Here is a 24,573-nt window from a genome sequence, read left to right as displayed (position 1 = left end):
CTGTACAGGCTGGCAGGCAGGCCCCGCCCTGCAGTTTCCTTTCCGGTCCGGTCCCAGACGACACGGACACCCGTCGGCAAGATGTCCGCAGACCCAGTCGTCCTGCGGCCGTTCATAGCGGCGTTCCTGAACGCCAATTCTGCGTAGCAGGCTCATCGTCAGGCAATTCCGCTCGAAAAGGCATAGGCAACAACGACATGCGCCAGGATTGCCAGGATCAGGGCATAAGTCGGCGGTACATGCACAAACAACCAGAGTTTCAGCAGTCCGCCGTTGGCATACTGGAAATCAAGGTCGTTCTTGGCGCGCACCAGCTGGCGCATCCGTTCCAGACGCTCCTTGCCATTGCCGTCCAGATACCGCTCGATCGATTGCAACTCGCCCATGATCCGCGAAATCGGCAGGCTCGACTGGCGCAGATGCGCGAACACATACCGCGGCCGCGCAAAGAACCGGCCGAGCTCCCGCTGGTAGACATTGGCAAGGCTTACGGAACTGCCGTCTTCCAACGAGGCCAGCGCCAGAGTTTCCGCCTCATCCGCTATTTGCGCGCGCAACACGGGAATGCGCTCGAACAGGACCCGGTCACCTCTGCCTTCCAGGCGCACGGGAACGATCCGGGCCAGAAAACCGCCGACACAGCCACTTGCCGAAACCAGCACGAACAGGATCCACAAGAGCCATTCCAGCGGCGCATTCGGAAACCGCAGATGCGTATGCACCAGAAAGACGCCGATGGTCAGGAACCCGAGGTAATAATGCACCTGCAGCCAGTGGCGTACGCGCCCGAGCGGCAACGTGCTCAACTGCTTGCGAAACGTCAGCAGAAGCATGCCGGCCATGACCGCCACCAGAACCCAACCGTTGAGGAACTGGCTATCGCGCAACGAGATCCGGTAAGCCTGGTTTACGGTCATGAAAACCGCGAGCAAAACAGCGGCCGCACCAAGCTTCAACAGGATATTGCGATTGAGGAGCCAGCTCATTTCAGCCACTCCAGCAGTCTTTCGGTGTCGCGCATGTTGACGCGCGCAAGCGCGTCATGCGGACAGGACTGGACACAGGCTGGGCCCGTCAGCTGATCGGCGCACAGATCGCATTTGGTCGCCCGGCTGATGGGCTGCCCTTCGCGATCCGTCACGAACTGTCCGTTCTCGTCACGGATCTCGACCATCCGGATATTGCTGTATGGACAGGAATTGGCGCAGGTCGCACAGCCGATGCAGGTGTTGTCGTCAATGACGACAGTCCCGCTGTCCTCGGCCCTGTGAATGGCGCCGGTTGGACAGCCGATCAGGCAAACCGGATCGGTGCAATGCATGCAGGCGCTCGCGATCATCGCGTTCTCGAACCGGCTCCCCTGCCGAAGGAAGCGGGGGTTGTTGTCGTGGGCGGTCGCGCAGGCGCGCACGCAATCGTCACAGCCGACACAGCGCTCCAGGTTGATCAGCATGGCTTCCTCACCGTTGATGAAACGGTGATCGACGAGGAAGTCCATCATGCCCTGGCGCAGTTCCCCGCGCGTGCCGTCACGATCATCCGGTCTGCCCTGCCGCAGGAAGGAAGGATCTAGCCCCGGCAATACATGTTTCTGGACCAGATGCGTCGGAATGCGGATGACGTCGACATAGCCGATGGCGCGCAGGCTCGTATCCAGAACCGGAGAAACCTTGTCCCGCGCAAACGCCGCAATCGCATCCAGTCCGAAAACGTCGTTTTTCGACAGATGGCCAATGGTCCTGTCGCCGTGATCGATCCGTTCGCTGACCCGGGCAAAGCCACTATTGATCAGCAACAAACCGTCGACATGACTGCCCTGTTCACAAATCACCGGCTCCTGCTGGATGATGTGCTGCGCACCGTCTTCCTTGGAAATTTCAGTCTTGAACCGGTGGGTCCAGTTGAAATTGCCATAGGTTTCGAACAGGGCCTCTTCTGCGATTTCCGCCAGCGCTGTGCTGTCGACATGGGCAAAGACCGGGCATTCCTGCAAACGGGTCAGCAAACCGCGTTCATGGTAAAGCTGGTCGATCTGCTTGCGGAAGCCATCCGACCAGTCTCGAATTTCGCGCAGCCCCTGCCAGCGCAGCTCGAACAGGACAGTGTCGTCCTCAAGGGCATAGATGGTCGCGCGCCTTGGGCTTCGGGTCAGGGCGGCCAGCTCGCCGAACATCTGCGGGGCTTCCAGCAGAAAAGTCTCATGCTTCGCGATCAGCTCGTCCGCGTCGACACGCAGGGCAGCTTCCACCGTATTTGCTCGTGTGCCTTCATTGATTGAAGCGGCCGCGGACGAAGGTCTGCGAGACCGCCGCCGCGCAGGGCGGTACTCTGGCGGACGCTTGCGCGCGAACAGTTGCGCAAGCGACCGGCGCCAGGATTTCTGTTGCTTGCGGCCCAAGCCGGCGGTCGGCGCAGACGCAGTCAGGCCGAACACGGATCCGGACAGAATGATGAACAGCGAACTTCCATAGTCCCCCTTGCGCAGGACAGTTTCGCCCTTTTGAAAGGTCCTGATCCGGCCATCATTCGCAATGACGCTTGCAACCGGCAGCCACGAGGGAAAGTCGGCCGGATTGACGTCGGCAAACGCCGGCAGGGCCAGGACACGGTCCACCGTCTCCCGGTCCAGCGGTTCCTTGCCGAATGGCTCGTCCCAGCGCCGGTTTCGCTCGTCGCGAAGCTCCTGATCCAACAGTCCGGCTCCCTACTGCGTCACGGGTCCCTTGAACTTGTCGGCTCCCGGAATGTACTTGTCGACCGCGGCGAACGTCGTCCCGTCGTAGGTGTCGGCAAACTTGAGGCCGAGCACGGAGATCTTTGCCGCGGCATCGGTCAGCTCATCCTGGTTGTTCAGCTTGAGCTTGGCACCGCTTGCGATATCCTGGATCTCACCCAGTTCGGGCGCCTCGGGCAACAGCTTGGCAAGACTTGCCATGACCTTCGTGGCATTACTTGCCCGTTTGGCCATCTTCACGGCGTAGTCTTTCTTCTCGGTCGCCTTGCTAACGCCGATCAGTGCCGTTTCCAGCTCGACGATACGCCCGACGAGGAACAGCATCCGCTTGCGTTCGATGGATGCTTCCGGGTTGGACTTGCCCTTGTTGTACCAGGTGTTGTGACGCACCTCGCCCTGGCTCCAGCTAACCAGTTCAAAGGCACTGCCGGGCGTGTGACCGCCGACATTCACCAGTTCCTCGTTCGGCACCAGGTGACAGCTGAAACAGTTTTTCGCCAATGCGTAGGTCATCTTGGGCCGGATCATGCCGGCTGCCTCGGCCTTTTCCCAGCGTGCGGCAATTTCCGCCTCGGTTTCCTGACCTTCCTTCTTGCCGCTGAAATCCGAATGCACCTTGTACCATTCCTTGGCAGGACCATGGCAGGACTCGCAGGAATTGCCGGCAATCGCCTTTTCCTTGCCGTCCACCATCTGCATGGTGAAGTGACAGTTGGTGCAGAGGCTTTCCGCCTTAAGTCGCTTCACGCCCATGTTGGCGGCGATCTTTTCGGCATCCTCGCTCTTGGGCAGATCCCTGAAGGTGCTGAAGTGATGCGTGTTCTGCCAGATCGAGGTTTCCTTCTTGTGGCATTCCGCACATTCGTTCGGTCCGACAATCATGCTCGGGTCAGCCTGAGCCGGGGCAAGTCCGGCCAGCACGAGATATCCGACAGCGCACACGGCAAGGCAGGACGCCGCCTGGCGCAAGCCCTTCAGTAATCCAGCCATATCCAATCCCTCAATCCTTTGATCCAAAAATGTTGAACACCCTCTCGCGTCGTCAGGCGTCCAGAATGACATTGCCTCCCGGGCAAGCGATACACATGAGCACCGACCCTTGCGCCGGGCTGCTGGCGGGTCGCGTGACATAGGTCACGTCGCCTTCCTTGAGCGCTGTTGCGCAGGTTCCGCAGTTGCCCGCCCGGCAGCCGGAAGCGACCCGGATGCCGTTGCGTTCGGCCAGATCCAGCAGCGTTCCGTCCTGCTCGTGCCAGGAAACCTTCTTGCCGGAGCGCGAAAATTCCACCTGCACGCTTTCAGCCGCCTCCCGTGAACTTGTCGGCGACTTGACGGTTTTGACGGACGCAGGCCCGAATGCCTCGAAGTGGATATCGCTGTCCGGTACGCCCCAATCGCGCAGCTGCTCCGTCAACGAAGACATCATCTGCGGAGGGCCGCAAACATAGAACTCGTAGTTGGAAGACGTCAGATACCGCTTCAGCACATCAACTGTCAGGAAGCCCGGGCAATCGTAATCCCGTCCCTCAACGCAAGCATCGGTCGGTGCGCTGTAGAGCACGCGGTAATGGACGTTGTTCCGCCGCTCGGCAATCTCCCGGATTTCGTCGCACAGCACAATGTCATCGCCGCTACGCGCGGCGTGGAAGAAATGCACTTCGCGGTGGCTGCCGGCATCGTCAAGCGCTTTCAGCATGGACAGCACCGGTGTCAGGCCGACACCACCACCAATCAGGACAACCGGCCGTTCCGATTGCAGGTCCAATACGAAACCGCCCTTGGGCGCTTGCACATCAACGACATCGCCTTCCTTGAGGCTGGCATGGAAATAGGTCGAGGATAGCCCGCCGGGTACGGTTTCACCGGCATCCGGCGGTGGTGACAGTCTCTTGATCGTGACCCGGTACCGGTCGAGACGGGAGGGACTGTCGGACAGGGAATAGCACCGGATAACAGGTGCGGGCTGATCTGAAATCGGCAGTTCGAACGTCAGGAACTGGCCCGGCAGAAACGGTGGAAGCTCGCCTCCGTCATGCGGCTGAAGATAGAACGAGCAGATATCGCCGCATTTGTTTTCGACACGCTTTTCGACAATCCGGAACTTGCGTTTGCCGGCCCAGGTCGTTCCGGACTTGAGCCTGTCGACTTCCGCATTGCGCAGGGCAGCCTGTGCCAGATCGTTGAAATGCTGCAGGTGCCTGGCGTCCAGACGTCTTTCGCGAAAGACGGCCGCCACAGATGAATAAACCCCGAGGCAGAGCTGAAACAGGGCGAGCGCAACAATCGTACCACCGCCGATTTGCAGTGCCAGGATCATGAGCAGGCCGCCTTTCCGACCAGAAATGAGCCGATGTTTCTCATCAGAACCTCGTTCTCAGTTCCATTCGCAGTCCCGTTCCCGCCTTCCGGTCCTGTCCGGCGGAAACAAACCCGTCGACCTGAATGCTGCTCCTGTTGTTGAGGGCATGCAAGAGTTGGCCGCCGAATGCGACCACACCGGCGTCGCTGCCGTCGGTATCCTTGCGACCACCGAGTTCCATAACAAGCTGTGTCTTGTCCTCGTTGAAGAACATCTGATGGCCGATAGATCCACCGAAGACGCTGTCTGCCCGGTTGGAAAGTGCAGACCCGCCCAGACCAACAGCCGGAGCGGCAAACAGGATGCCAACCTGACCCAGAGGACCACCCGTGAGGCTGTCGCGGGCAGCGGAGGTGTAGTTGCCGATAGCCCAGAAGGCATTGGCATAGACGACGTTTTCGGACGCCGTCACGGTGCGCGAAACTTCCGAAAACATCAGCACGCCGTTGTCGACAGCCGGGCCGCGCTTTTCGATCGCGGTCGAGGTGTTGATCCGGAACGCCGTATTGTAAAGCCCGAACCGCTGTACGGCGGACGCCCCGAAATAGAAGCCGTCTCCCCCCTCGTCCTCATCGCTGATGACATAGGCAAGATCCAGATTGGCCGTGCTCTTGCGGAAATCGGCCTCGGTGAACAGGCCGAGAAGGAAGGCACTGTCGTCGAGTTCATTGTCGCCGCGGCGGATATTGTTCCAGCCGAAAACGCCGGTTGCCCTCAGATCCGGCGTCAGGCCGGGAATGACGATCGTGTCGCGCGTGATGCCGAGCGCGTCGACACTGTCGTTGATCATCATGCCTTCCTGAAAGAACAGGGGCTGACGACCGATGGAAAATCCGAAGTCGAAATTGCGGTTGTCGTCCGGATCGAGGTTCGGGAAAATCTCGCCGAACTCACCTTCGAAGAAAAGTGTCGTCACATAGGGATTGAGCCCGTTGACATATTCAACGCCGCCTTCATCCGTATAGAGAACGCCCGTGTTCCGGCGTTTTTCCGTCAAAGGCGAAAACCCGATGAGGATCCGCTCGGTGGGTGTCAGTTTCAGATTGGCAAAGATGTCGATCCGGCTCGCCCAGAACTGGCGCGGATCTTCAAGGCCGTTGGCATAGTGGCCAATTGCGGTGCGCGCGTCGCCGAACACCCAAAGCGCCGGTTGCCAGATTGCCCCGGTCGGCAATTCGATACCGGGCGCAAGATTTCCGCTGGCGAGGAATTTCTCGCCGCGCTGGAAGATCGGTGGCGTCGGTTCGGGCTCCTCATCTTCCGCTATGATCGGAACTGCATCGGTGCTCAATTCGCTTGAATGGTGGTCACCGGCAATCAGGGGGGCAGGACCGCTGTTTTCTTCCTGATGCTTGCGGACTTCCGCTTCCGTGACCATGGGAATGGGGTCGTCGCTCAAGGCACTGCCCGCTGCCCATACCTGCCCGCCGGCCTGCAGAAGAAGCGCAGCCGAAGCCACCGTTGTGATTGCCCACGCACTGAACCGCCGTCCCCGAGTTCTGCTTGCCTGATACCTCATTTGAGCACGACACTCGCCTTGCGCGTCCACAGCACGGAGCTGCCCTGCACCACCTTGCGCGCGATACCGGCCGGGCTCATGCCGTAGTCGAAGCCCGCTCCCTGAATGGCCGCGATCAGGTTGACCGGCACCATCTGGGAAATCAGCTTCACCGAGATGGAATAGCGTTCACCCGGCTTCAGGTTTTCGGCGGGAACGGCATAGGTCGCGGTGCGGCTCGCTCCCGGTTCCAGGTTCTGCTTGTGCTTTCTGGCCCCGCGCGGCCGGCCGTAGATGGTGGTTGCCCGGCGTTCCGGCCGAACGAGCGGCAGAACGTCCGTCGAAGTGTTCACCGCCAGCACCTGTTCGCGTTCACCGCCACGCAGCAGGCGGACCACGAACTTGGATTGCAGGCTGAACAGGTCCTTGTCGAGCTTCAGCTCGCCATTGTGAACGTAAAGCGAGTGGGCATCGCGAACGTCGCCATTGGGGTCCCGGTCACCGGACACATAAACCGTGTTGCCCTTGCTGTCCTTGACCGTCACCTGAAGGAATATCAGCCGTTCGGCGTCAAACCCGGTCGGCACACCGTGACCGTCCGTGCCGCTGCTGACATCGACGGAGAACTTGAGAGCCCGGCTGGTGTTGTCGACAATGGTGATGTCGCTCAGCTTGAAGCCGTTGCGCAGCACCTGAAGCCGTGCCTGACGCGCCTTTTCCAGCCGCTCGAACTGGGTATCCAGGATCTCGCGGCCATCATAACGATCATCGATGGACGACCAGGCTTCGGGAAACTTGTAGCCATCCTTGACGTTGTCCTCGAACTTGTCCGTTCCCCAACCGGCGCCGACATTGAACTGCAGCCATTCAGCCAGCGTCTTGAACTCCGCCGCCTCGACGTTGTGCGGGAAAATGCCCGGATGAATGATCGAGTAATCAGGGCCTGCAAACATGTGGTTGGTCAGTTTGCGGTTCCGGGTCGGGACATCGCCCACAATTGCGGCGGGGCCGTAGTCATAGCCGGAGGCAACGCCCTGAACCTTGCCCATATGGCAGTCCTGGCAGGTCTCGCCTCTCTTGGCGGCCGGCGAGCGCTTGTATTCGGCAAAAGCCTCTTCCAGCTTGAAGCCGTTGAACAGCGTCACATCATGACAGGTGCCGCAAAAGCCTGGTTTGGTGAGCGCGAAGAAAGGCTTGGCCTCGGTATGGATGCTGCGTCCCGGATCATCCTTGCTTTGGGAAACCCGGTATTCCTCGGGCGTGTTCAGAACGCGCTTCAGCTCCTCGCCGCCCTTCGGGCCATAGACCGGCGAGAATACATCCCCCTCTTCCAGCGCGAACCGGCCACTGATCTTGCCGTAGTTTCGGCTGACGCGGTGGCAGGCAACGCAGGTGATGCCCTCCCGTGAGGTCGGGTTGCGCTTCAGGTTTGAGACATAGAGCGACTCGCCAATGTTCATGCCGACCGGGTTGTGACAGCGAATGCAAAAGTCGCCGTTGGTCGCGCTGGTCTTCATGTTGATGGTGGTCTGCATCGCCATGTAGATCGGGCTCAGCTGCGCATAAGCATGCTGAGAAACGGACCATTGCTCATACTGGCCAGGGTGGCAGGTCGCACAGGTGTTTGCAGAGGGATACTTGCTTTCCAGGAAGAGCTTTTCATGCTCCGCATTGGCTGTTCGCCGGATCGTTTCTTCTTTTTTCTTGCCTTCAACGGTTTCAGTCAGCCCGGTTCCGCCGCCGCTCAGCAGGTCGTCATCATCGCCAACTGTCAGAAGGTCATCATCGGAGAGAAGATCGTCGTCTCCGGCCAGAAGGTCGTCGCCGGAAACATCGGCCCCGTCGCCCGCAAGCAGATCATCACCTTCAAGCAAATCGTCCCCGGCAAGCAAGTCATCGCCAGCCAGAAGATCATCTCCATCAGCCTTGGGATCATCACCTGCCAGCAGATCGTCACCATCGGAAACAGAGGCGGCACCGGGTTCCTCTGCGGTCAGCAGATCATCGCTTCCGTCATCGGAAGGCAGCAGGTCGTCACTGCTGTCCGTCAGAATCGCCTCATCCGAAACCGCGTCTTCGGCGGGCGTCAGCAAGTCATCATTCTGATCGGCTTGCGCCAGGATCAGGCGATCGCCGGCGCTCCTGCCGTTTTCGAGTTGGGATACGAAATCGACCAGCGCCCGCACATCGCCAGATTGGATAAGTTGCTGGTGATACTGCCGAAATTCGTCTGAAAAAGCGGCTGCGCGATCAACACTGCCGGCGCCGGAAAGGATGAGTATTCCGAAAAGAGGCTTCAAAAACGGTCGAAAAAATTCCGATAAACGCGACATTCCAGATCCACACAAAACATGTTCTCAGGCCATCGCTTACACCGATCCCCCAACTCAAAATCACACTACGGAAACCTCAGGACAACATCAAAAGAAAACTGTTCACAAATTAGCCGCATTTTCGCCTTGGTAAACTCGCGGCTAACCGCAGGAACAAACCGAGCAACGCACTGTCGCGTCGCTAACCGGTGCCTTCAAATTTCGGGCAATGGCGTGAATCAATTGCGTTGCCGGCAGCATTCGCCCGGAAGGTCACAAAGTTGCTGCCGCTGTGTTTCCGCTCGCAACAACACATTCTCGCAAAACAATGTTTGCGTCACACCAGCACACAGACTGGATTACCTGCAGCGCAGCGAAATAGGACTATGAAGGTGGGAAGAAGGAAAGTGGCGGAGAGGAAGGGATTCGAACCCTCGAGACGGTTGCCCGTCTACTCCCTTAGCAGGGGAGCGCCTTCGACCACTCGGCCACCTCTCCGGTAACGCCCGTGTACGAATAAAAGCCTCACAGTTCAAGGCGTTTTTTACGCCTTGTCACTTTTTCCACCGCGCTTGGCCTCGCAACTTCTGGAAGGTGAAGACAGGCATCGAACGCTGAAATCCGACATCGTCTTCACAAATCGCGGAACCAGACGCTTGGTTCGTTTGAAAATGAACCGCCTCTTTCCACCCGTCGCAAGTCGGGTTGGCAATTCGCTCGCCAGGTTTCGCTTTTTTTCCTCACCACCCGGCCACCGTCACATCTTGGAGTTGACTTTTGGCGCGCCACCGGCAAAACGACCCTCTTTCATCAATGAATTTGGCTTTGGGTGATACTTGAAAAACGTTTTTGTTTCGCTGGGTGGCGGGTGTGACGCTGCGACAAACCTCAAGAAGCTGGGCCTGAGGCATGAGCAATACCCCTTCGACTGGCTCTGGAACCTTGATGCGGGCCTGGACTACGTCTCGAAAATCATCGCGACAGACTTCAAGGGCCTTACCAGCAAGCACGACTATACTTACGCCTCGCATCAAATAGATCCGGTTGAGAAGTTCCTCATTTTCAAGAACTACCCGAAAATCGCGCATCTGCACTCCAATCCACACGACAACAGTGACGTATTGGCCGAGTACAAGGTTCGGATTGACAGGTTCAGGAAACTCATCAAAGACACCGGCAAAAAAACGACCTTCATTTACTATCGCAACGCGGCAGTGGCGGAAGAAAATTCGATAAACGACTTTCATGCAGAAGTTTCGCATCTGAAAAGCGAAACAACCCTTTTTGAAGAGATGATGGCGCGTCTGCATCCAGACAAAACATTTTCTCTGGTCAGTCTCCTTGCAATACCCGCGACCTATTTTGACAATCACGCCCTCAGGGAAAATTTGCGGCGCGCCTGCTCGTGCAACCGGTCTGCAAGAACGACATTCGAAATTGTCCCGATGCGTGACGATCGCTACCCGGAACAGTTCAATGCCTGGACAGACGAGTGGACTGCTGCGCTCAGACGAGCCAAGGCTGTTTCGCCACTGGACATAATGCGCGGAAAGATGTCGAAACGGAAAATTCGCACCCGCAAGAAACTGACCAGGCTTCTGCCTCGGGCTTCTGCCAGGCTGTTGGGTTAGGGAACGTTTTTCCTGAGGTGGTTCATCGCGCTACCAGAAAGTCTCAAACCCTTCTCGTATGATGATTGACTGGCCTGCCGCCGTCCGCAGGAACAGATCCAGTTCCCGTCTTCCCCTTCATAATTCAGCCGCAGTCCTCTGGTGCGATGGACATTCTTCAACTTGGCCGGGTATCGGAGAAATGCCATAGCCGAGCTCGCCCCTCCGACGCATCTGACACGGTTTGTTGCGGAAAGGTTTCCGTGGATCTGTGCGCTCTGGCTGCACCTTGCGCTCTATGCGTTATTGAGCGATGCCGCCCTTTGGCGGACGATACTGCCAGAACCGCCCGAGCCTGTCTCCGTCGAGATCATTCCCGAATACCTGCCGCCAAGTCTGCCGGAAACCGCGGAGGAAGAAACCGACGAGAGCCAGTCGCAAACTGCAGCAGTCTCCCCGCAATCCACTGCTGATCCGTTGTCAGGTTCGAACGCGCCTTCGGAACAGGTGCCTTCTTCGGATGCCACCTTGCCCGCGCCTACGAGCCCGTCTTCTTCGAGGACCAGGCCCGAGCAGGAATGGGTAACTGCAAATGCCTATTTTGCCAATGATGTCCTGAACGACCCACGTTCCGCACAGGCACGCGAGTTTCTGCCAACCTTAACCAGTGAAGACGGACGCGAACAGATTTGCGCGCTGGAGGCAATGGAGCAGGTTCGCCATGCGCGGCCGGGGTTCAAGCCGACACGGCTTGCGCCACATGCTTTCCGCAATTCATTTCAGAAGGAAGATATGATTGTCGTGCCCGCCGGAGCCCTCAGAAGCAACCGGGTCTGGTACGAGATCGCCTATCGATGCCGGCTGGACGCCAGCGGCAAGATCGTCAGCGGGTTCGAATATGCCCTTGGTGCACCAATAGACCGCTCGATCTGGGATGAGTACGGTCTGGCGCCGATCCATTGACTGGAGCGGTCCCGGCAAGGGGCCGGAAACTGGACGCGGCAGAAAACTGTGCTGCCGCGTCAGGTTGTGGATACCGGTTCAGGTGCCGTTCGGCCGGCAGCCTTCATCCGGTTCAATGCATCGACAGCCATTCACGAGCCGACCGCTGAGCTTCGGCGATTTCGGAAGTGGACATTTCACCGGAAATTTCCTTGCGGTAGCGCGCTGCGTCCTTGTTGCCTTTGAGGGCGGCAATGTTGAACCACTTGTGCGCTGTGATGAGATCGGTCATGCCGTGACGGCCGCAAGCGCTATCCAGACCCATCTGGAACAGGATGTCCGCGGTAACCGGCTTTTCGCCCATGATGGCCATATCGGCCGAGTGCATTTCAAAACGAGCCATAACGCTCCCCTTTCGTCTGTCTGACTTCTGCGGAACAGCTCCGATCCTTCTGGATCCACCGTTCCGGTTCCCTACTGCCAACCGGTCACTTTGCTGAACACAATGGCTTGGCAAGGACCGATCTAAGAAACACAAGCTTTCGTGAAGCTTTCCCCGTTGTTTCTTGAGGTCTACTTCATCAGCAGCAGTTAAAAGGGGCGTTAAAAGACAGGTTTAACGTAATGCGAACAAAATTTTAAATAAGTCTGAAATTCATATTGCGGTAAGTATATGGTTGCGATTTTCCCTTTTTAATCAGTCACATTCTCCGAAAATTTGACAAGGCCCATCAACCTTCTGTTCACCATGGATTCGTTTCCACAATTCTTTGTCCGACTTTATTTCGTTCCCTTCCCTTCAGAAAACCAGACTTTGCCTCCCTTCGGCGTTCAGGAGGATTTTCGGACGACCTGACGTTGGGTGACGGCTTTTCAGCACGTTTCCCGGGCTATACATTCCCTTTCCGTAAACGGAAGGCATTCCGCTTTGGGAGGAACTTATGCTGAAAACCATTCTGTCGTCCGCACTTCTTGCGGGTGCCATCATCACCACATCCGCAACAATGTCTTTCGCAGGCGATGCCAAGGGAGACTGGGTCCGTCCGAACGGGGCATCCAAGATTCGGATAAGCTCCTGCGGCAGCTCCTTGTGCGGCAAGCTGATATGGCTGCGGGAGCCGCGAAACGACACCAGGAACCCGGACGCGGCCAAGCGGGACCGCCCGCTGCTGGGAGTACAGATCGTTCAGGCCATGAAACCCACCGACAAGGAAAACCAGTGGAAGGGCAAGGTCTATAACGCCGAGGACGGCAAGACCTATACCGGCTTCATCGAGCTGACGTCCGCCAACGCGTTGAAACTGGAGGGCTGCGTGATGGGTGGCCTCATCTGCAAGGGCGAAACCTGGAAACGGGAACAATAAACGTCTGAACAAAGTTCGAATTCGCCAGATCCTGTCGATTTGGCCTTTCCTCCGTCGCAATTGCCGGTCAGAGATTGTGGCGCAGTCGTCACCAGCATTGCGACGGGGGATAATCGTGGTTCCTGTTTCTTTCATTGTTTCTGCGTTTCCGACTTCCAGACTGTTATCGAAAGCCGGTCTGTTCGCTCTCCTGCTTGCAGGCACAGGGGGCCAAGCCATTGCAGCCCCGGACATCAACGGCAAATGGCTGACACCGGCAGGTGCCGTCATCCAGATTCAAAAATGCGGCAAGGTGCCCTGTGGCAAGATTGTCCGGTTTCCGGCCCCCAAAGGCTATTCCATGGAAAACACGCCGGATCTCAAAAACAAGGACGAAAGCAAGCGCAAACGGAAGGTGCTCGGCCTGACCGTGCTCTGGCGCATGGCACCGCAGAAAGATGGCTGGAAAGGCCGGGTCTATGATCCGCGTCGCGGCTTCAGCGCGGATGCCACCTTGCGCCCGAAGAACGCCTCCGCCCTGGAAGTACAGGGCTGCGTCCGCGTCGTTTTCAATGTCTGCGAAAAGGAAACCTGGCGACGGGTCGACTGACATCGCCGGTTCACCAGCTCAGGCCGGATCCATGTCTGACACGTGCCTCACGCCCGACGATATCGAAACGCTCACCAGACTGGAGGAAAGCCTGTGGCGAGCGGAAACGCGGTACGATCCGGTCCTGATGGACCGGATCTTTGCGGATGACTTTTTTGAGTTCGGCCGATCCGGCCGTATCTATCCGCGTGAAGACCTGATCCTGCCCGCGCGTGCCGCACGACCTATCGACGTACGCCTGCCCCTGCCCGGCCTCAAGTTCACCGTGATCGACACGAATTCGGTTCTCGTGACCTATGTCAGTGAAGTCAGGCGTGCGCTTGGTAACGTTGAAACAGCAAACCGCAGTTCGATCTGGAGCAGACGAGACGGAGCCTGGCAGTTACGGTTCCATCAAGGCACAGCGTGCCAGGCACCGACTGATAAATGATGGCTCAGACGAACATCTTCTTGTAGCCGTGATGGCTCTGGTCGTAGCCAAGCCGCTTGTAAAAGTGATGTGAGCCTTCGCGTTCCTTGTTCGACGTCAGCTGCACCATGCAGGCGTTGCTCTGCCGTGCCAGGTCTTCAGCCCTTGCCATCATCTGCCGCCCGACACCGGTGCCACGCTGGTCTGCGCGCACGTGAACGCTTTCCAGTTCAACCCTCGGACGTCCCTGGAAGGCGAGCCCCTTCATGAAATGGATCTGGAAGGTGCCGACCACTTCTCCGCTTTCGGCAAGCGCGACGTAGATATCGCACTCGGGTGCGGCGGCAAGCGCGTCAAATGCCGGTCGGTAGTCCTGCCAATCGGCAAATTCCCTGTCCTTGCGAACACTGGTCGCCCCCGCATTGATGATGGCGACGATCTCGCGAAGGTGCTCCGGGCGGGCTTTTTCGATGGAAACGGTCGAGGCAATTGTGTCAGGCATCTTCGGTTCGCGCCTTTGGTCAGGAAAGATTACGGTCAGCGGCAGATTGGGCTCTCGGGCGGGAGCTTCGCTACGCCCCACCAGCTTGTCCGCCAGCCGGGCGCCTTCCACAAATGCGGCCAAGCGCCGGTGAGGTAGGTTGCCTCAAGCGCCTCGCCGGCATCCCGGAAGGCGACCTGACTGAAGCGCTCCATTGCAGACGTGTCCGGCTCCTTGTCCCCCTCTTCCCAGATGAAGAAGCAGCTTTGTCGCGGTGGCGTTCTGGCCGGAATGGCCTTGGTCACCAGCCGGGCATCGGGAAACAAGACCCTCAGATTGCCGCCGGTATAGCCATCATCGGCAATCAGTGTGGCGTCTGCTGCACCCAGGTCGGCCAGCGGTGCCTTCAGGTCCGCGTAAGGCTTCATGTGCCGGCACTTGCCACCGCACCATGTCTTGTCCGGCGCGACCAACCCTGGCACCCGGGCGAGAAAGGCAACCGCGACAACCGCCAGAACAACGGCCGTCAGCCAGCGCCATTGCTTTTCAAATCCGAAGCGTTCCAGGTCAGCGAACAGCCACACCGGCAGCAGCAGAAGCAGCGGGTGCATGTGCCGTTCCTTGACGTAGGTCGCACCGGAGATCGCAATCATCAACGCCGTCAGCAGGACCATCAGGAGAACCGTGCGCCCGCACAGGCGCGCTGCGTCACTCACGGCAGGTGTTTCTGGCTTTTTGCGGCCAAGATAGCGCGGCCAGAACAGCAGGAGCAGCAGCGGGACCAGCGGAACCGAGAAACCGACAAGTCCGAAGGCAAGTTTCCCGAGCCCCTCGCCTGCGCGCATCAGATGCGATGTTTCAGCACTGACACCCATGGTGTCGGAAACCGATGCCAGCAGCTTCAGCCCTTCGCTGAAGATCCAATAGGCATAGGGGCTGTAGATCAGTGCCGCCGCGAAAGGCACCAGCAACAGGCCGGAAAGACGCAGCCGGGTGCGCCATGCCGGGTCGCTGGCCGCCGCCAGGATCAGGGCAAGTACAAAAATCGGGTAGGAATGCTTGCCCAGCAGTCCGGCCCCGGCCGCCATGCCAAACAGCACGTAGTAGCCGAGCCGCTGTGTCTCCAGCGCCTTCAGGAAGAAGAAGGCGCTCATGGCGCAGGCTGCAGTCAACACCACCGTGTGGGTGACGCCTTCATGAAGGTTCCAGCCGAACTGGTAGAAAAGCGAATAGGAAAAGACACACAGGGCTGCAAGGCGCGTGTCGTGGATGGCCTTGCGTGCGATCAGAAACAGAAACAGCGCGGCAACCGAGATCAGGGTATATTTGACGAAAAGCGCTGCCCAGATTGTAGGGCCGAACAATTGCTGCGCAGACCAGAGCAGCCACTCGTAAAGCGGTGGCTGACGCAGCATGTAACCGGGCTCCAGTGTCTGCACCAGAACGTTCTCGAACATATCATCCGTACCAAGGACGGGCGTGTTCAACGCCCTCAGCAGGATATGCGCGAGCCCCCAAAGGGCGACGACGCCCCAGACGCCGAGGGGCGTGGCATAATACGGAGCCGGCCCTGTACCGGCGGTCGAACTGCGAAACATCATGGCAGGGGGATACTAGATTTTCAGAAGCCTGTAACCTCGCATTTTCCCTTGCGAAAACAAAAACGCGCGGCTCGACGCCGCGCGCTTCAAGCGTTCAGCCGGCAGGTCTTAAAGTGCAGGCAAAGGCGGCAGCGGCGTCTTCAGCCACTTCTCTGACAGCTCGCCCAGCTTGCCGTTCAGCTTCTTGTGCAGAACGAAAACGTTGACCCATTGCAGAAGGTCGATGTTACCCGTCTTCACACCGATGAAAGACGGCGAATTTGCGATGATGAACTTGTTTTCCAGATTGAAGTCCGGGTTGTCATTGGAAATGCCCAAAGCCACCATGTTGCCGGTCACGATAACGTCGGCCTGGCCGGAAACATAAGCTGCAATGGTGGCGGCGTTGTCGCCAAACCTGATGATCTCCGCATCTTCCGGTGCATCCGCCGTGATTGCCAGATCTTCAAGCGTGCCGCTGGTCACGGCTATTTTCTTGCCGGAAAAATCCGCGATGGTGGACACGGCCACGTCAGGCTTGGCAAAGGCTCCGGAAAAAAACGGAGCATAGGCGTGAGAGAACCAGATCGACTTTGCGCGTTCCGGATTGGCGCCGAGTGTTGCAATCACGAGATCGGCCTTGTCGGTTTCCAGAAATGGAATGCGCTGCTTGGACGTGACGGGCACCAGCTCCAGCTCCACGCCAAGGTCTTCCGCGATCATCTTTGCGACGTCGATATCGTAGCCTTCATATTCGCCTTCACTGCCCAGCGAGCCAAAAGGCGGAAAATTCTCCGGTGTAGCAATCTTGATCTTGCCGGCTTCCAGAATGTCCTTCAGCTCTGCAGATGCAGGACTAGCAATCATCAATGCGGCAGACACTGCCAAGCCTGTCAGCCCCAAAATTTTTTTCAACATTACGCGACCCTCCTTCGGTTGTTCTTGAAGCGCGATTTGTCAGGCGGCAGCGGCAGCCCCGCCCTTGGACGATGTGGACCCGAGGCGCTTTTCAAGGCGCCGCGACCACACAGACAACGGAAAACAAAGAGAAAAATAGATCATCGCCATCAGCGGATAGATGACGAAGGGTTGGGTGCCCGGCACGGGCGCGTTCGCCCAGCGCTTGCCGACCGTCATCAGGTCGTGAAAGCCGATGATATAGGCAAGCGACGTGCCCTTGATGATCTGCACCATGAAGCCGACCGTGGGCGCAATGGCCAGGCGAAACGCCTGTGGCAGAATGATCAGGAACATGATCTGGGCGAAGGTCATGCCCAGCGCCTTGCCGCCTTCATGCTGGCCTGCCGGTATGGCCGTCAGTGCCCCGCGCCAGACTTCGGCCAGGTAGGCGCTTGTATAAAGCGTCAGGGCAATGCCGGCCGCTCGCCACGGGTCAATCTGGATTTCGAAAAGATGCGGAATACCCAGCCCGAGCAGAAACAGCAGCATCAGCAAGGGCACTGACTGGAACAGCCAGGTGTAGGCGGTGAAGATCTTCCGCAATATCTTGACCGGTGAAACCCGCGAAGCGGTTACGCATGCGCCGATCAAGCCCCCACCGATGAAAGCGATCAGAGACAGATAGATCGTGTATTGGGTGGCTTCCAGAAGCTGGAACAGGACGATGCCGAATGGTTTGCCAAGGATGGCGACGAAGGCGTCTTTCATCGAACCACCTTCCATTTGAACAACCGGTCATGCAGCAGCGCCAGAAGGGTTTTGAAACCCAGTGACATCAACAGGTAGATCACCGTCAGGGTGAAGAAGATCTCGAACGAGCGAAAATTCCGGCTGTCGATGAAGAGACCCGCCCATGTCAGGTCCGTCACGCCGATTTCCGAAATGATGCCGGTTGTCAGGAACAGGAAGATGAACTGGCTGTTGAGCGAAGGATACATGGCGGCAACTGCCTGCGGCAGGCACACTTTCACGAAGCTGAGCCAGCGCGGCAGACCGAGCGCATCGGCGGCTTCCGTTTGCCCCGCGCCGAGGGACGCCAGGCCCGCGCGCAGGATCTCCGCAAAATAGGCGGAAAAATTGATGGAGAGTGCCAGCAGCGCATGGGCCCAGAAGGGCCATTGGTACCCAAGAAGCAGCGGTAAACCGAAGGCGACGAAAAACATCTGCACGATCAATGGCGTGTTGCGGATGAATTCGACATAGGCCGCCGCCAGTTGGGCAAGAACCGGCACCCTGTAGTGGCGGACTGCCGCCAGCAGCACAGCGAGGAGAAACCCCAGGATGCCGCCGCCGATTGTCAGCGCAGCGCTGATCAATGCACCCTTGGCGAGCAGCCACAAATATTCCGGATTCCGGTAGATCTCGAAAAATCTAAGGTTGGACATTGATACCAACCAGAGAAACAAGGCCGTGCTTCATCAAAAACTTCCAATGGTTCAAACCAGAGTTGGAAGAGCAAGGCTTGTGCCAAAGGAAAGAATTGCAGGCGTTCGCCGTGAACCTGCAGCTGAACTTAAGTGATGCGCGAACAACGGAGGCACTTGCCTCGATATTGGGCAAAATTACAAGGCAGTCCGACCTGACAACCAGGCATGACCGGTGGTCACCCAGATACCGAGCTAGCTAGAAACCTGATCAGGCACCGGGTTGAGGCTGTGCATCGTGCAGCTATCACGACTTCAAGGCCGCGGGAGATGCCTGGACGATTAATCTGGACCGCTTCCCTGATGGACACTGCCTCGATGGATGCGACAGGCTTGCTAAACCGCTGTTATCGGGGCTGGTTTGCCATTGCCCTGAAAGCCTCGACACATTGGTCGGCTGCAGCAAGCAAGGCGTCCTCGCACACGCCATCACGGGCCAGAACCGACATTCCCGTTTGCATCGAGAAGAGCATCGTTGCCGCGGCTGCGGCATCGAAGTCACCGGGAAGTTCACCTTCCTCCTTTGCCTGCTCGATGCGTGCCTGCAGTTGGAGAAGATTGTTCTTCCGCATCTCACTCAAGCCCGCCGGAACGGACTGGTCCTCGGTGCAACTGTGTTGAGCTCCCAGTACGACCATGCAGCCAGGTGGTTGTCCGGTCATGCAATAGGCTTCTGCAGAGCGTGTCAGGAAGGTCCGGACCGCATCGAAAATTGAGGGGGCCTCTTCCAAACCGGTCCAGATACCGTTGTGATAGTTCTCGACGTAGTGAGCCAGGGCTTCGCGGAAAAGCTCCTGCTTGCTGCCGAAGGCAGCGTAAAGGCTGGGCGTGTTTATTCCCATGGCCGATGTCAGATCGCTTAGCGATGTTCCCTCGTAGGTCTTCGACCAGAAAACACGCATCGCCCGTTCAAGAGCCTCTTCCCGGTCAAATTTTCTCGGACGGCCTCTCGTTGCCATTCAAACCCTTTCTGTATCGATCGATAAATAAATTACTTGACCCTTGAACACAAGCAGTCCATCTAATTTTGTATCAATCACTACAAAATAGGAATCGACGATGACATTGATTGGAAAAACAGCCTTCGTGACAGGGGGAAGTCGGGGCATCGGCGCAGCAATCGCCCGCAAGCTCGCCGAGGATGGAGCTGATGTAGCGATCAGTTATGCGTCAAACGAGGACGCGGCCGCAGGGACGGTTGCGGCGATCGAAAAGACGGGCCGCAAGGCACTGGCCATTCGCGCCGACAACAGCAAGGCCAATGAGTTGCAGGACGCGATCAACAAGGCTGCATCCACCTTCGGAAAGATCGATATTCTGGTGAACAACGCCGGCGTCTTTCTCGTTGGCCCGGTCGACCAACTGTCCCTGGAGGACTTCGACACATCCCTGGCGGTCAATCTTCGTGCAGTGTTCGTTGCATCAAAAGCCGCGGTCACGCACATGCCGGACGGCGGCAGGATCATCTCGATCGGCAGTAATCTTGCCGCTCAGGCGCCCATGGCCGGACTGGTGGCCTATAGCGCAACCAAGGCAGGTGTCACCGGATTGACCCATGCGCTTGCGCGTGATCTCGGCTCCCGGCGGATAACGGTAAATGCCGTGCATCCGGGCTCCACAGATACGGACATGAACCCTGCCGACGGTCCGTTTGCCGACGGGCAACGGGCCCTCATGGCGCGGCAAGCCTATGCACAGCCTGAAGAAATTGCCAATGTTGTCGCTTTTCTCGCCTCGGACGCTGCACAGTCTGTTACAGGAGCGGACTGGTTGATCGACAATGGTGCCAACGCTTGATGACAAGAGGTTCTTCCAAAGTCACAGCCCTGACAATCGGGCTGTCGGCACTGGTGCTGGTGGCGACGGAGTTCGTCGTCATCGGCCTTGCGCCTGCAATGTCGGCGCAGCTGGACATGACACCCTCGCAATCCGGCTGGCTGGTGACGTGGTTTGCCATTGGCTCCGCCCTCGCCGCGCCGTTCCTTTCCGCGTATCTGTCTGATACCTCTCCGGCGAAGGTGCTCGGCTGGATGATGCTGCCCAACTCCGCCAACCTGATATTGATCGTATTGCCGAATTTCGAGCTTGCCGCCGCTCTCCGGGTCGCTCAGGGAGCAGCATTGCCGGTCTACATCAGTTTCGCAAGCTCTCACCTCTCCCAGGTGTATGGCGCCGGCAAAGGCGTCGCGAAAGTTTATATCGGCGTTACGCTCGGTGTCGTCCTAGCGCCGTCTTGCGGAACATTCTTTGCAGAACGGTTTGGCTGGCAAACCCCTGTCGCAGGCCTTGGTTTGTTGTCAGTGGCTTTGCTGTTCGCCAATCTGAGGCTTCACTTGCCACCTTTCCAGGCAAAGACAGCCAGCGCGCTTTCCCTGCTTCGCCGTCGATCGTTTCTCTGTCAGCTTTTTCTGTCTGTCTGCGTTTTCTCGGCAATGTTCGCTGGCTATTCGTATCTCACCAGCCTGTTGGCCAACGCCGGGCTTGAAGGAGACCAGATGTCCATCGCGCTGCTGGTTTTCGGTGCAGCCGGCCTCGCCGGGAACTGGGTCGGTGGCAGGACTGCCGACCATGCGTTGGCCGGTGCAATTGTCGTTCCATTGCTTGTTTCAGGCGGAGCCTTGGTCTTCGGCCTTCTGGCGACTGCTCCCGCCCTGCTTCTGACAGTTGTCCTGATTGCCTGGGGCATGGCCCACGCTGCCGGCTTCGTGCTGTCGCAGGTGCGCGTGATGACGGCAGGGCCTGATCACAAGAGTTTCGCGGCATCCATGAACATTGCAGCCGCCAATGTCGGCATTGCACTCGGTACCTTCGTGGGCGGATGGATGCTTGAAACGGGTGGCGTTGCCTCAATGAGCGCAACTGCAGTACTGTTTGCAATACCGTGTATCGCAACGGTCATGTTGCTCGCAGCCCTGCCCAAGCGGTTTCACTCACCTGCCCCGGAGGCCGCAGACCGGATCTGAACCAAGCGCACCAACAGAACGTCACCGAAAACCTGTTGGCTGTTGAACAGTCATGTCCACTGAGCTTCAGTGGACATTGGCCCGAAAGCTTGAAAGAGGCAGCCGGCAGCGAGGTCTTTCCACTCAAGGTCGGAATGTAGCCAGTTTGTAGGCTGCGAAGGAGAAGAAGACGCCCAGCGTTGCGCTTATCCAGCGCTGACTGCGCCGATAGAAGCGGATGACGGGTGCCGTTGAAAACGTCACTGCATAGGCGACGTGCCCGATGATGGAAATTGCCGTACTCAGGCCAATCAGCAGCAGACCGACCCACAGTGGCGTATCAGCGCCCAGGCCTATCCCGACAATCGCGATCCAATGCAGTGCGGCCTTCGGGTTGGTCATCTGAATAGCGAGCCCCTGCAGGAACAGATTGCGTCCCCTTGCACCGATCACATGCATTGCGTTGGCCGGCCTTGAAGCCGCACGGAATGCCTTGAATGCCAACCACAACAGGTAGGCCGCCCCGAAAATCTTCAGAACGGTAACGGCCTGGGCATAAGCGGCAATCAGGGCAGTCAGTCCGGCAACAGTAAAGGTTGCCCATAGACCGGAGCCTGCGCCTACACCCAAAGCGAGCTGGGTGCCGGACTTGCGACCGCGTTCCATCGACGTCCCGATGATGGCGAGGATGTTTGGCCCAATGCTGATGAAACCAAGAGAGAAGATGCCGAGAGCCAGAAAAAGGCTCGCAAGATGCTCGTTCATTACCCCTCCCAGGTGTGGATGGCATTGCTTGCGCAGCAGCGCTTCGGCCCGACCAGAGCACGCAACGTGCATTCAGTCCAGAAAGGTCCAGCTATCCGCGCCATCGAAGTGACGCAGCCCGATGGCTTCGATGGTTCCAGGAGGTGCAAGCCGGAGGTTGACTGCCAACCGATCGGGAAACTCAGCCGACAGGCTTTGCCAGTGGGTCGTGCAGCCGCAAGTGTTGCAGCTGTGGAAAGCCAGCCCCTTGTCGCCCCAGACGTAGCTGAGCGTTGCTCCGGGTGCCGCCTTGATCTCGATATCGCCAGCTTCGCCATGCCCCCAGATGGTGCCCAGTCGGCGGCAGATGGAGCAGTTGCATTCAACGGCGTGTCGAGGCGGTGTCTTCATTTCGTAAGACACCGCCCCGCAATGGCAGGAACCGGTGATGGGCAGCTCGACTTTCGGTGCTGTCCCCTCACCGCTCATGGTCTTATTCCAGACCGATCTTTTGCTTCAGCATGTCGCTGACGGCCTGCGGGTTGGCCTTGCCCTGGGACTGTTTCATCACCTGGCCGACGAACCAGCCGAGAAGACCCGGCTTGGCGATTGCCTGCTGAACCTTGTCCGGGTTTGCGGCGATGATTTCGTCGACGATGGCTTCAATCGCACCAAGGTCGGTCACCTGCTTCATGCCACGTTCTTCGACGATCTTCGCCGGGTCGCCACCTTCGGTCCACACGATCTCGAACAGGTCCTTGGCGATCTTGCCGGAGATGACGCCGTCCTTGATCAGATCGACGATACCGCCAAGCTGCGCCGCGGAAACCGGGCTGGTCGAAAGGTCCTTGCCTTCCTTGTTCAGGCGGCCAAAGAGCTCGTTGATCACCCAGTTGGCAGCCAGTTTGGCGTCGCGGCCCTTGGCGACTTCCTCGAAGAAATCGGCAGAAGCTTTTTCGGCAATCAGGATCTCGGCGTCATAGGCGGTGAGGCCATAGTCGCCCATGAAGCGGTTCTTCTTGTCGTCCGGCAGTTCCGGCAGGTGCTGTGCGAGTTCGTCGACGAACGCCTGCGTGAATTCCAGCGGCAGCAGGTCGGGATCCGGGAAATAGCGGTAGTCATGCGCTTCTTCCTTGGACCGCATGGACCGTGTTTCGCCCTTCACAGCATCGAACAGGCGGGTTTCCTGATCGACGGAGCCGCCGTCTTCAAGCAGTGCGACCTGGCGACGAGCTTCATATTCAATGGCCTGGCCCACAAAGCGGATCGAGTTGACGTTCTTGATCTCGCAGCGCGTGCCGAATTCGCCGCCCGGACGGCGGACGGAAACGTTGACATCGGCGCGCATGGACCCCTGGTCCATGTTGCCGTCGCAGGTGCCGAGATAGCGCAGGATGGTGCGCAGCTTGGTCAGATAGGCTTTTGCCTCGTCGGAAGACCGGAGATCCGGCTTGGAGACGATTTCCATCAGCGCCACGCCGGAACGGTTCAAGTCGACGAAAGACATGGTCGGATGCTGGTCGTGCAGAGACTTGCCGGCGTCCTGCTCAAGGTGCAGGCGCTCCACACCGATCTCGACCTGTTCGTCCGGCATGTCGAGAAGGATCTTGCCTTCTCCGACAATCGGCTGCTTGAACTGGGAGATCTGGTAGCCCTGCGGCAAATCCGGATAGAAATAGTTCTTGCGGTCGAACACGGACTTCAGATTGATCTCGGCCTTGAGACCGAGGCCGGTGCGGATCGCCTGACGCACGCATTCCTCGTTGATCACCGGCAGCATGCCCGGCATGGCCGCGTCCACGAGACTGACGTTATCGTTGGGGTCCTTGCCGAATTCCGTTGAGGCGCCGGAAAAGAGCTTGGCTTCGGACGTGACCTGGGCATGGACTTCCATACCGATCACGATTTCCCAATCGCCCGTCGCGCCCTTGATGAATTTCTTCGGATCGGGTGTGCGTACGTCGACAATCGTCATAGTCGTCAAAAATCCTGTTCGTTTTGATTTCGCGTCTGGTCAACCAGCTGGAAAGACATGCTGCGGCGCGAATTTGTAGCCGTTTGATGACCTAGTCGGGAATTGTCCTGGCTGCAAGGTTTTCCTTGCCTGAAGCGTCAGCTTTCGCACAGCAGGACGCGCCTTTCCTGTCTGCCTGCCTGGCAATCGCCCATTGCGAAGCGTTGCAACAAGCATCCGTGCCGTCACGGACGAGCGTAATGCCACCCCCGGCCTGATCATTTCCAGAGCCAGGAAGCACGACCAACACGCGTGCAACGGAAGGTCACAGTGGCAATTGCTTTGTCAGCGCGACAACACTCGGCCTTGCACCATCATTTCTGCGGCGGGTGCTTGGCCTGGCCAGTCCGCATGATGAAGCCGATCAGCACGGCGACCGCCTGATAAAGCTCGATCGGAATTTCCTGGTCGACCTCAATCTGCGACAGGGCCTCCGCCATCATCGGGTTCTGTTCAATCGGCACGCCTGCTTCCCGCGCAAGACGTTCGATCTGTTCAGCCATGGAGCCCGCGCCTTTGGCGGTAACAACGGGAGCGCCCTCGTTCTCATATTGCAGTGCGACCGCAAGCTTCTTCCCGGATTTGTCCTTTTCACTCATTGTCGGTTCCGT

Annotated in this window: 24 protein-coding genes and 1 tRNA gene; 7 read left to right on the top strand and 18 right to left on the bottom strand. The window is 58.3% G+C overall.

Annotated features, from left to right (window positions below; translation table 11 throughout):
* Positions 1 to 158 precede the first annotated feature (158 nt).
* From ACVDG9_RS08105 to ACVDG9_RS08075, 7 genes are all read right to left on the bottom strand, one after another.
* Positions 159 to 986, bottom strand: coding sequence for a hypothetical protein (locus ACVDG9_RS08105; protein ID WP_447237709.1), 828 nt, complete (start codon positions 984 to 986; stop codon positions 159 to 161).
* Positions 983 to 2,692, bottom strand: a complete 1,710-nt coding sequence (locus ACVDG9_RS08100) for a 4Fe-4S dicluster domain-containing protein (RefSeq protein WP_447237708.1) — start codon at positions 2,690 to 2,692, stop codon at positions 983 to 985. Before ACVDG9_RS08100 ends, ACVDG9_RS08105 begins: the two co-directional genes overlap by 4 nt.
* 12 nt (positions 2,693 to 2,704) lie before the next feature.
* Positions 2,705 to 3,724 (bottom strand): cytochrome c family protein, encoded by a 1,020-nt coding sequence (locus tag ACVDG9_RS08095; protein WP_447237707.1) that lies wholly within the window; start codon positions 3,722 to 3,724, stop codon positions 2,705 to 2,707.
* Positions 3,725 to 3,776: 52 nt separating this feature from the next.
* Positions 3,777 to 5,051: a 2Fe-2S iron-sulfur cluster-binding protein gene (locus ACVDG9_RS08090; RefSeq protein ID WP_447237706.1), complete on the bottom strand. Its 1,275-nt coding sequence runs from the start codon at positions 5,049 to 5,051 to the stop codon at positions 3,777 to 3,779.
* Positions 5,052 to 5,094: 43 nt separating this feature from the next.
* Positions 5,095 to 6,492 carry a hypothetical protein gene (locus ACVDG9_RS08085; RefSeq protein WP_447237705.1) on the bottom strand — a complete coding sequence of 466 codons (1,398 nt, stop codon included), beginning with the start codon at positions 6,490 to 6,492 and terminating at the stop codon, positions 5,095 to 5,097.
* Positions 6,493 to 6,608: 116 nt separating this feature from the next.
* On the bottom strand, positions 6,609 to 8,891 hold the full coding sequence (locus ACVDG9_RS08080; RefSeq protein ID WP_447237704.1) for a multiheme c-type cytochrome: 2,283 nt from the start codon (positions 8,889 to 8,891) through the stop codon (positions 6,609 to 6,611).
* A 420-nt stretch (positions 8,892 to 9,311) separates the two neighbouring features.
* A tRNA-Ser gene (locus ACVDG9_RS08075) sits at positions 9,312 to 9,401 on the bottom strand.
* A 338-nt stretch (positions 9,402 to 9,739) separates the two neighbouring features.
* Here ACVDG9_RS08075 and ACVDG9_RS08070 point away from each other — a divergent pair.
* Both ACVDG9_RS08070 and ACVDG9_RS08065 read left to right on the top strand, forming a co-directional pair.
* Positions 9,740 to 10,534: a DUF1796 family putative cysteine peptidase gene (locus ACVDG9_RS08070; protein WP_447237703.1), complete on the top strand. Its 795-nt coding sequence runs from the start codon at positions 9,740 to 9,742 to the stop codon at positions 10,532 to 10,534.
* A gap of 162 nt (positions 10,535 to 10,696) precedes the next feature.
* A complete protein-coding gene (locus ACVDG9_RS08065) occupies positions 10,697 to 11,476 on the top strand; it encodes a DUF930 domain-containing protein (RefSeq protein WP_447237702.1) in 780 nt (259 codons plus the stop codon).
* 112 nt (positions 11,477 to 11,588) lie between these two features.
* On the opposite strand, the gene ACVDG9_RS08060 is transcribed toward ACVDG9_RS08065, so the two are convergent.
* Entirely contained in the window at positions 11,589 to 11,828 is a 240-nt protein-coding gene (locus tag ACVDG9_RS08060) for a hypothetical protein (protein ID WP_031268084.1), read from the bottom strand.
* Positions 11,829 to 12,396: 568 nt separating this feature from the next.
* Between ACVDG9_RS08060 and ACVDG9_RS08055 the strand changes: the two genes are divergently transcribed.
* From ACVDG9_RS08055 to ACVDG9_RS08045, 3 genes are all read left to right on the top strand, one after another.
* The gene (locus ACVDG9_RS08055) at positions 12,397 to 12,819 is read left to right on the top strand and encodes a DUF2147 domain-containing protein (RefSeq protein ID WP_022997754.1); all 423 of its coding nucleotides are present in this window, start codon (positions 12,397 to 12,399) and stop codon (positions 12,817 to 12,819) included.
* Between the two features lie 115 nt (positions 12,820 to 12,934).
* Complete coding sequence (locus tag ACVDG9_RS08050; RefSeq protein WP_447237701.1) at positions 12,935 to 13,408, top strand: DUF2147 domain-containing protein; 474 nt, start codon at positions 12,935 to 12,937, stop codon at positions 13,406 to 13,408.
* A 31-nt stretch (positions 13,409 to 13,439) separates the two neighbouring features.
* Positions 13,440 to 13,838, top strand: a complete 399-nt coding sequence (locus ACVDG9_RS08045; protein WP_447237700.1) for a nuclear transport factor 2 family protein — start codon at positions 13,440 to 13,442, stop codon at positions 13,836 to 13,838.
* Between the two features lie 4 nt (positions 13,839 to 13,842).
* On the opposite strand, the gene ACVDG9_RS08040 is transcribed toward ACVDG9_RS08045, so the two are convergent.
* From ACVDG9_RS08040 to ACVDG9_RS08015, 6 genes are all read right to left on the bottom strand, one after another.
* The gene (locus ACVDG9_RS08040; protein ID WP_447237699.1) at positions 13,843 to 14,319 is read right to left on the bottom strand and encodes a GNAT family N-acetyltransferase; all 477 of its coding nucleotides are present in this window, start codon (positions 14,317 to 14,319) and stop codon (positions 13,843 to 13,845) included.
* Between the two features lie 35 nt (positions 14,320 to 14,354).
* On the bottom strand, positions 14,355 to 15,899 hold the full coding sequence (locus ACVDG9_RS08035; RefSeq protein WP_447237698.1) for a glycosyltransferase family 39 protein: 1,545 nt from the start codon (positions 15,897 to 15,899) through the stop codon (positions 14,355 to 14,357).
* Between the two features lie 108 nt (positions 15,900 to 16,007).
* Entirely contained in the window at positions 16,008 to 16,796 is a 789-nt protein-coding gene (locus tag ACVDG9_RS08030) for a transporter substrate-binding domain-containing protein (RefSeq protein ID WP_022997759.1), read from the bottom strand.
* Between the two features lie 39 nt (positions 16,797 to 16,835).
* Entirely contained in the window at positions 16,836 to 17,546 is a 711-nt protein-coding gene (locus ACVDG9_RS08025) for an amino acid ABC transporter permease (protein WP_055659542.1), read from the bottom strand.
* On the bottom strand, positions 17,543 to 18,223 hold the full coding sequence (locus tag ACVDG9_RS08020) for an amino acid ABC transporter permease (protein WP_062489369.1): 681 nt from the start codon (positions 18,221 to 18,223) through the stop codon (positions 17,543 to 17,545). Before ACVDG9_RS08020 ends, ACVDG9_RS08025 begins: the two co-directional genes overlap by 4 nt.
* 386 nt (positions 18,224 to 18,609) lie before the next feature.
* A complete protein-coding gene (locus tag ACVDG9_RS08015) occupies positions 18,610 to 19,221 on the bottom strand; it encodes a TetR/AcrR family transcriptional regulator (RefSeq protein ID WP_447237697.1) in 612 nt (203 codons plus the stop codon).
* A gap of 100 nt (positions 19,222 to 19,321) precedes the next feature.
* On the opposite strand from ACVDG9_RS08015, the gene ACVDG9_RS08010 reads away from it, so the two are divergent.
* Both ACVDG9_RS08010 and ACVDG9_RS08005 read left to right on the top strand, forming a co-directional pair.
* Positions 19,322 to 20,059, top strand: a complete 738-nt coding sequence (locus ACVDG9_RS08010) for a 3-oxoacyl-ACP reductase family protein (protein ID WP_209168816.1) — start codon at positions 19,322 to 19,324, stop codon at positions 20,057 to 20,059.
* Positions 20,059 to 21,225 carry an MFS transporter gene (locus ACVDG9_RS08005; RefSeq protein WP_447237696.1) on the top strand — a complete coding sequence of 389 codons (1,167 nt, stop codon included), beginning with the start codon at positions 20,059 to 20,061 and terminating at the stop codon, positions 21,223 to 21,225. The genes ACVDG9_RS08010 and ACVDG9_RS08005 overlap by 1 nt, the downstream gene beginning before the upstream one ends.
* Before the next feature lie 123 nt (positions 21,226 to 21,348).
* Here ACVDG9_RS08005 and ACVDG9_RS08000 read toward each other — a convergent pair whose 3' ends face one another.
* From ACVDG9_RS08000 to ACVDG9_RS07985, 4 genes are all read right to left on the bottom strand, one after another.
* Entirely contained in the window at positions 21,349 to 21,969 is a 621-nt protein-coding gene (locus tag ACVDG9_RS08000) for a LysE family translocator (protein ID WP_447237695.1), read from the bottom strand.
* A gap of 72 nt (positions 21,970 to 22,041) precedes the next feature.
* Positions 22,042 to 22,437, bottom strand: a complete 396-nt coding sequence (locus ACVDG9_RS07995; protein ID WP_447237694.1) for a GFA family protein — start codon at positions 22,435 to 22,437, stop codon at positions 22,042 to 22,044.
* Positions 22,438 to 22,441: 4 nt separating this feature from the next.
* Complete coding sequence (gene gatB, locus ACVDG9_RS07990) at positions 22,442 to 23,923, bottom strand: Asp-tRNA(Asn)/Glu-tRNA(Gln) amidotransferase subunit GatB (RefSeq protein ID WP_022997767.1); 1,482 nt, start codon at positions 23,921 to 23,923, stop codon at positions 22,442 to 22,444.
* A 353-nt stretch (positions 23,924 to 24,276) separates the two neighbouring features.
* Positions 24,277 to 24,561 carry an EscU/YscU/HrcU family type III secretion system export apparatus switch protein gene (locus ACVDG9_RS07985; protein WP_055658789.1) on the bottom strand — a complete coding sequence of 95 codons (285 nt, stop codon included), beginning with the start codon at positions 24,559 to 24,561 and terminating at the stop codon, positions 24,277 to 24,279.
* Positions 24,562 to 24,573: the final 12 nt, after the last annotated feature.

Source organism: Roseibium sp. RP-7, from assembly GCF_053005225.1.
The sequence above is the reverse complement of the archived record's forward strand: the minus strand, read 5'-3'. Positions and strand labels throughout refer to the sequence as shown.

Excerpts from the sequence above, each read along its gene's own strand:
- ACVDG9_RS08000 (WP_447237695.1), bottom strand. The coding sequence starts at position 21,969 with ATGAACGAGCATCTTGCGAGCCTTTTTCTGGCTCTCGGCATCTTCTCT.
- gatB (WP_022997767.1), bottom strand. The coding sequence starts at position 23,923 with ATGACGATTGTCGACGTACGCACACCCGATCCGAAGAAATTCATCAAG.
- ACVDG9_RS08035 (WP_447237698.1), bottom strand. The coding sequence starts at position 15,899 with ATGATGTTTCGCAGTTCGACCGCCGGTACAGGGCCGGCTCCGTATTAT.
- ACVDG9_RS08020 (WP_062489369.1), bottom strand. The coding sequence starts at position 18,223 with ATGTCCAACCTTAGATTTTTCGAGATCTACCGGAATCCGGAATATTTG.
- ACVDG9_RS08040 (WP_447237699.1), bottom strand. The coding sequence starts at position 14,319 with ATGCCTGACACAATTGCCTCGACCGTTTCCATCGAAAAAGCCCGCCCG.
- ACVDG9_RS08060 (WP_031268084.1), bottom strand. The coding sequence starts at position 11,828 with ATGGCCATCATGGGCGAAAAGCCGGTTACCGCGGACATCCTGTTCCAG.
- ACVDG9_RS08055 (WP_022997754.1), top strand. The coding sequence starts at position 12,397 with ATGCTGAAAACCATTCTGTCGTCCGCACTTCTTGCGGGTGCCATCATC.
- ACVDG9_RS08105 (WP_447237709.1), bottom strand. The coding sequence starts at position 986 with ATGAGCTGGCTCCTCAATCGCAATATCCTGTTGAAGCTTGGTGCGGCC.
- ACVDG9_RS07995 (WP_447237694.1), bottom strand. The coding sequence starts at position 22,437 with ATGAGCGGTGAGGGGACAGCACCGAAAGTCGAGCTGCCCATCACCGGT.
- ACVDG9_RS08030 (WP_022997759.1), bottom strand. The coding sequence starts at position 16,796 with ATGTTGAAAAAAATTTTGGGGCTGACAGGCTTGGCAGTGTCTGCCGCA.
- ACVDG9_RS08090 (WP_447237706.1), bottom strand. The coding sequence starts at position 5,051 with ATGATCCTGGCACTGCAAATCGGCGGTGGTACGATTGTTGCGCTCGCC.
- ACVDG9_RS08095 (WP_447237707.1), bottom strand. The coding sequence starts at position 3,724 with ATGGCTGGATTACTGAAGGGCTTGCGCCAGGCGGCGTCCTGCCTTGCC.
- ACVDG9_RS08005 (WP_447237696.1), top strand. The coding sequence starts at position 20,059 with ATGACAAGAGGTTCTTCCAAAGTCACAGCCCTGACAATCGGGCTGTCG.
- ACVDG9_RS08025 (WP_055659542.1), bottom strand. The coding sequence starts at position 17,546 with ATGAAAGACGCCTTCGTCGCCATCCTTGGCAAACCATTCGGCATCGTC.
- ACVDG9_RS08010 (WP_209168816.1), top strand. The coding sequence starts at position 19,322 with ATGACATTGATTGGAAAAACAGCCTTCGTGACAGGGGGAAGTCGGGGC.
- ACVDG9_RS07985 (WP_055658789.1), bottom strand. The coding sequence starts at position 24,561 with ATGAGTGAAAAGGACAAATCCGGGAAGAAGCTTGCGGTCGCACTGCAA.
- ACVDG9_RS08045 (WP_447237700.1), top strand. The coding sequence starts at position 13,440 with ATGTCTGACACGTGCCTCACGCCCGACGATATCGAAACGCTCACCAGA.
- ACVDG9_RS08015 (WP_447237697.1), bottom strand. The coding sequence starts at position 19,221 with ATGGCAACGAGAGGCCGTCCGAGAAAATTTGACCGGGAAGAGGCTCTT.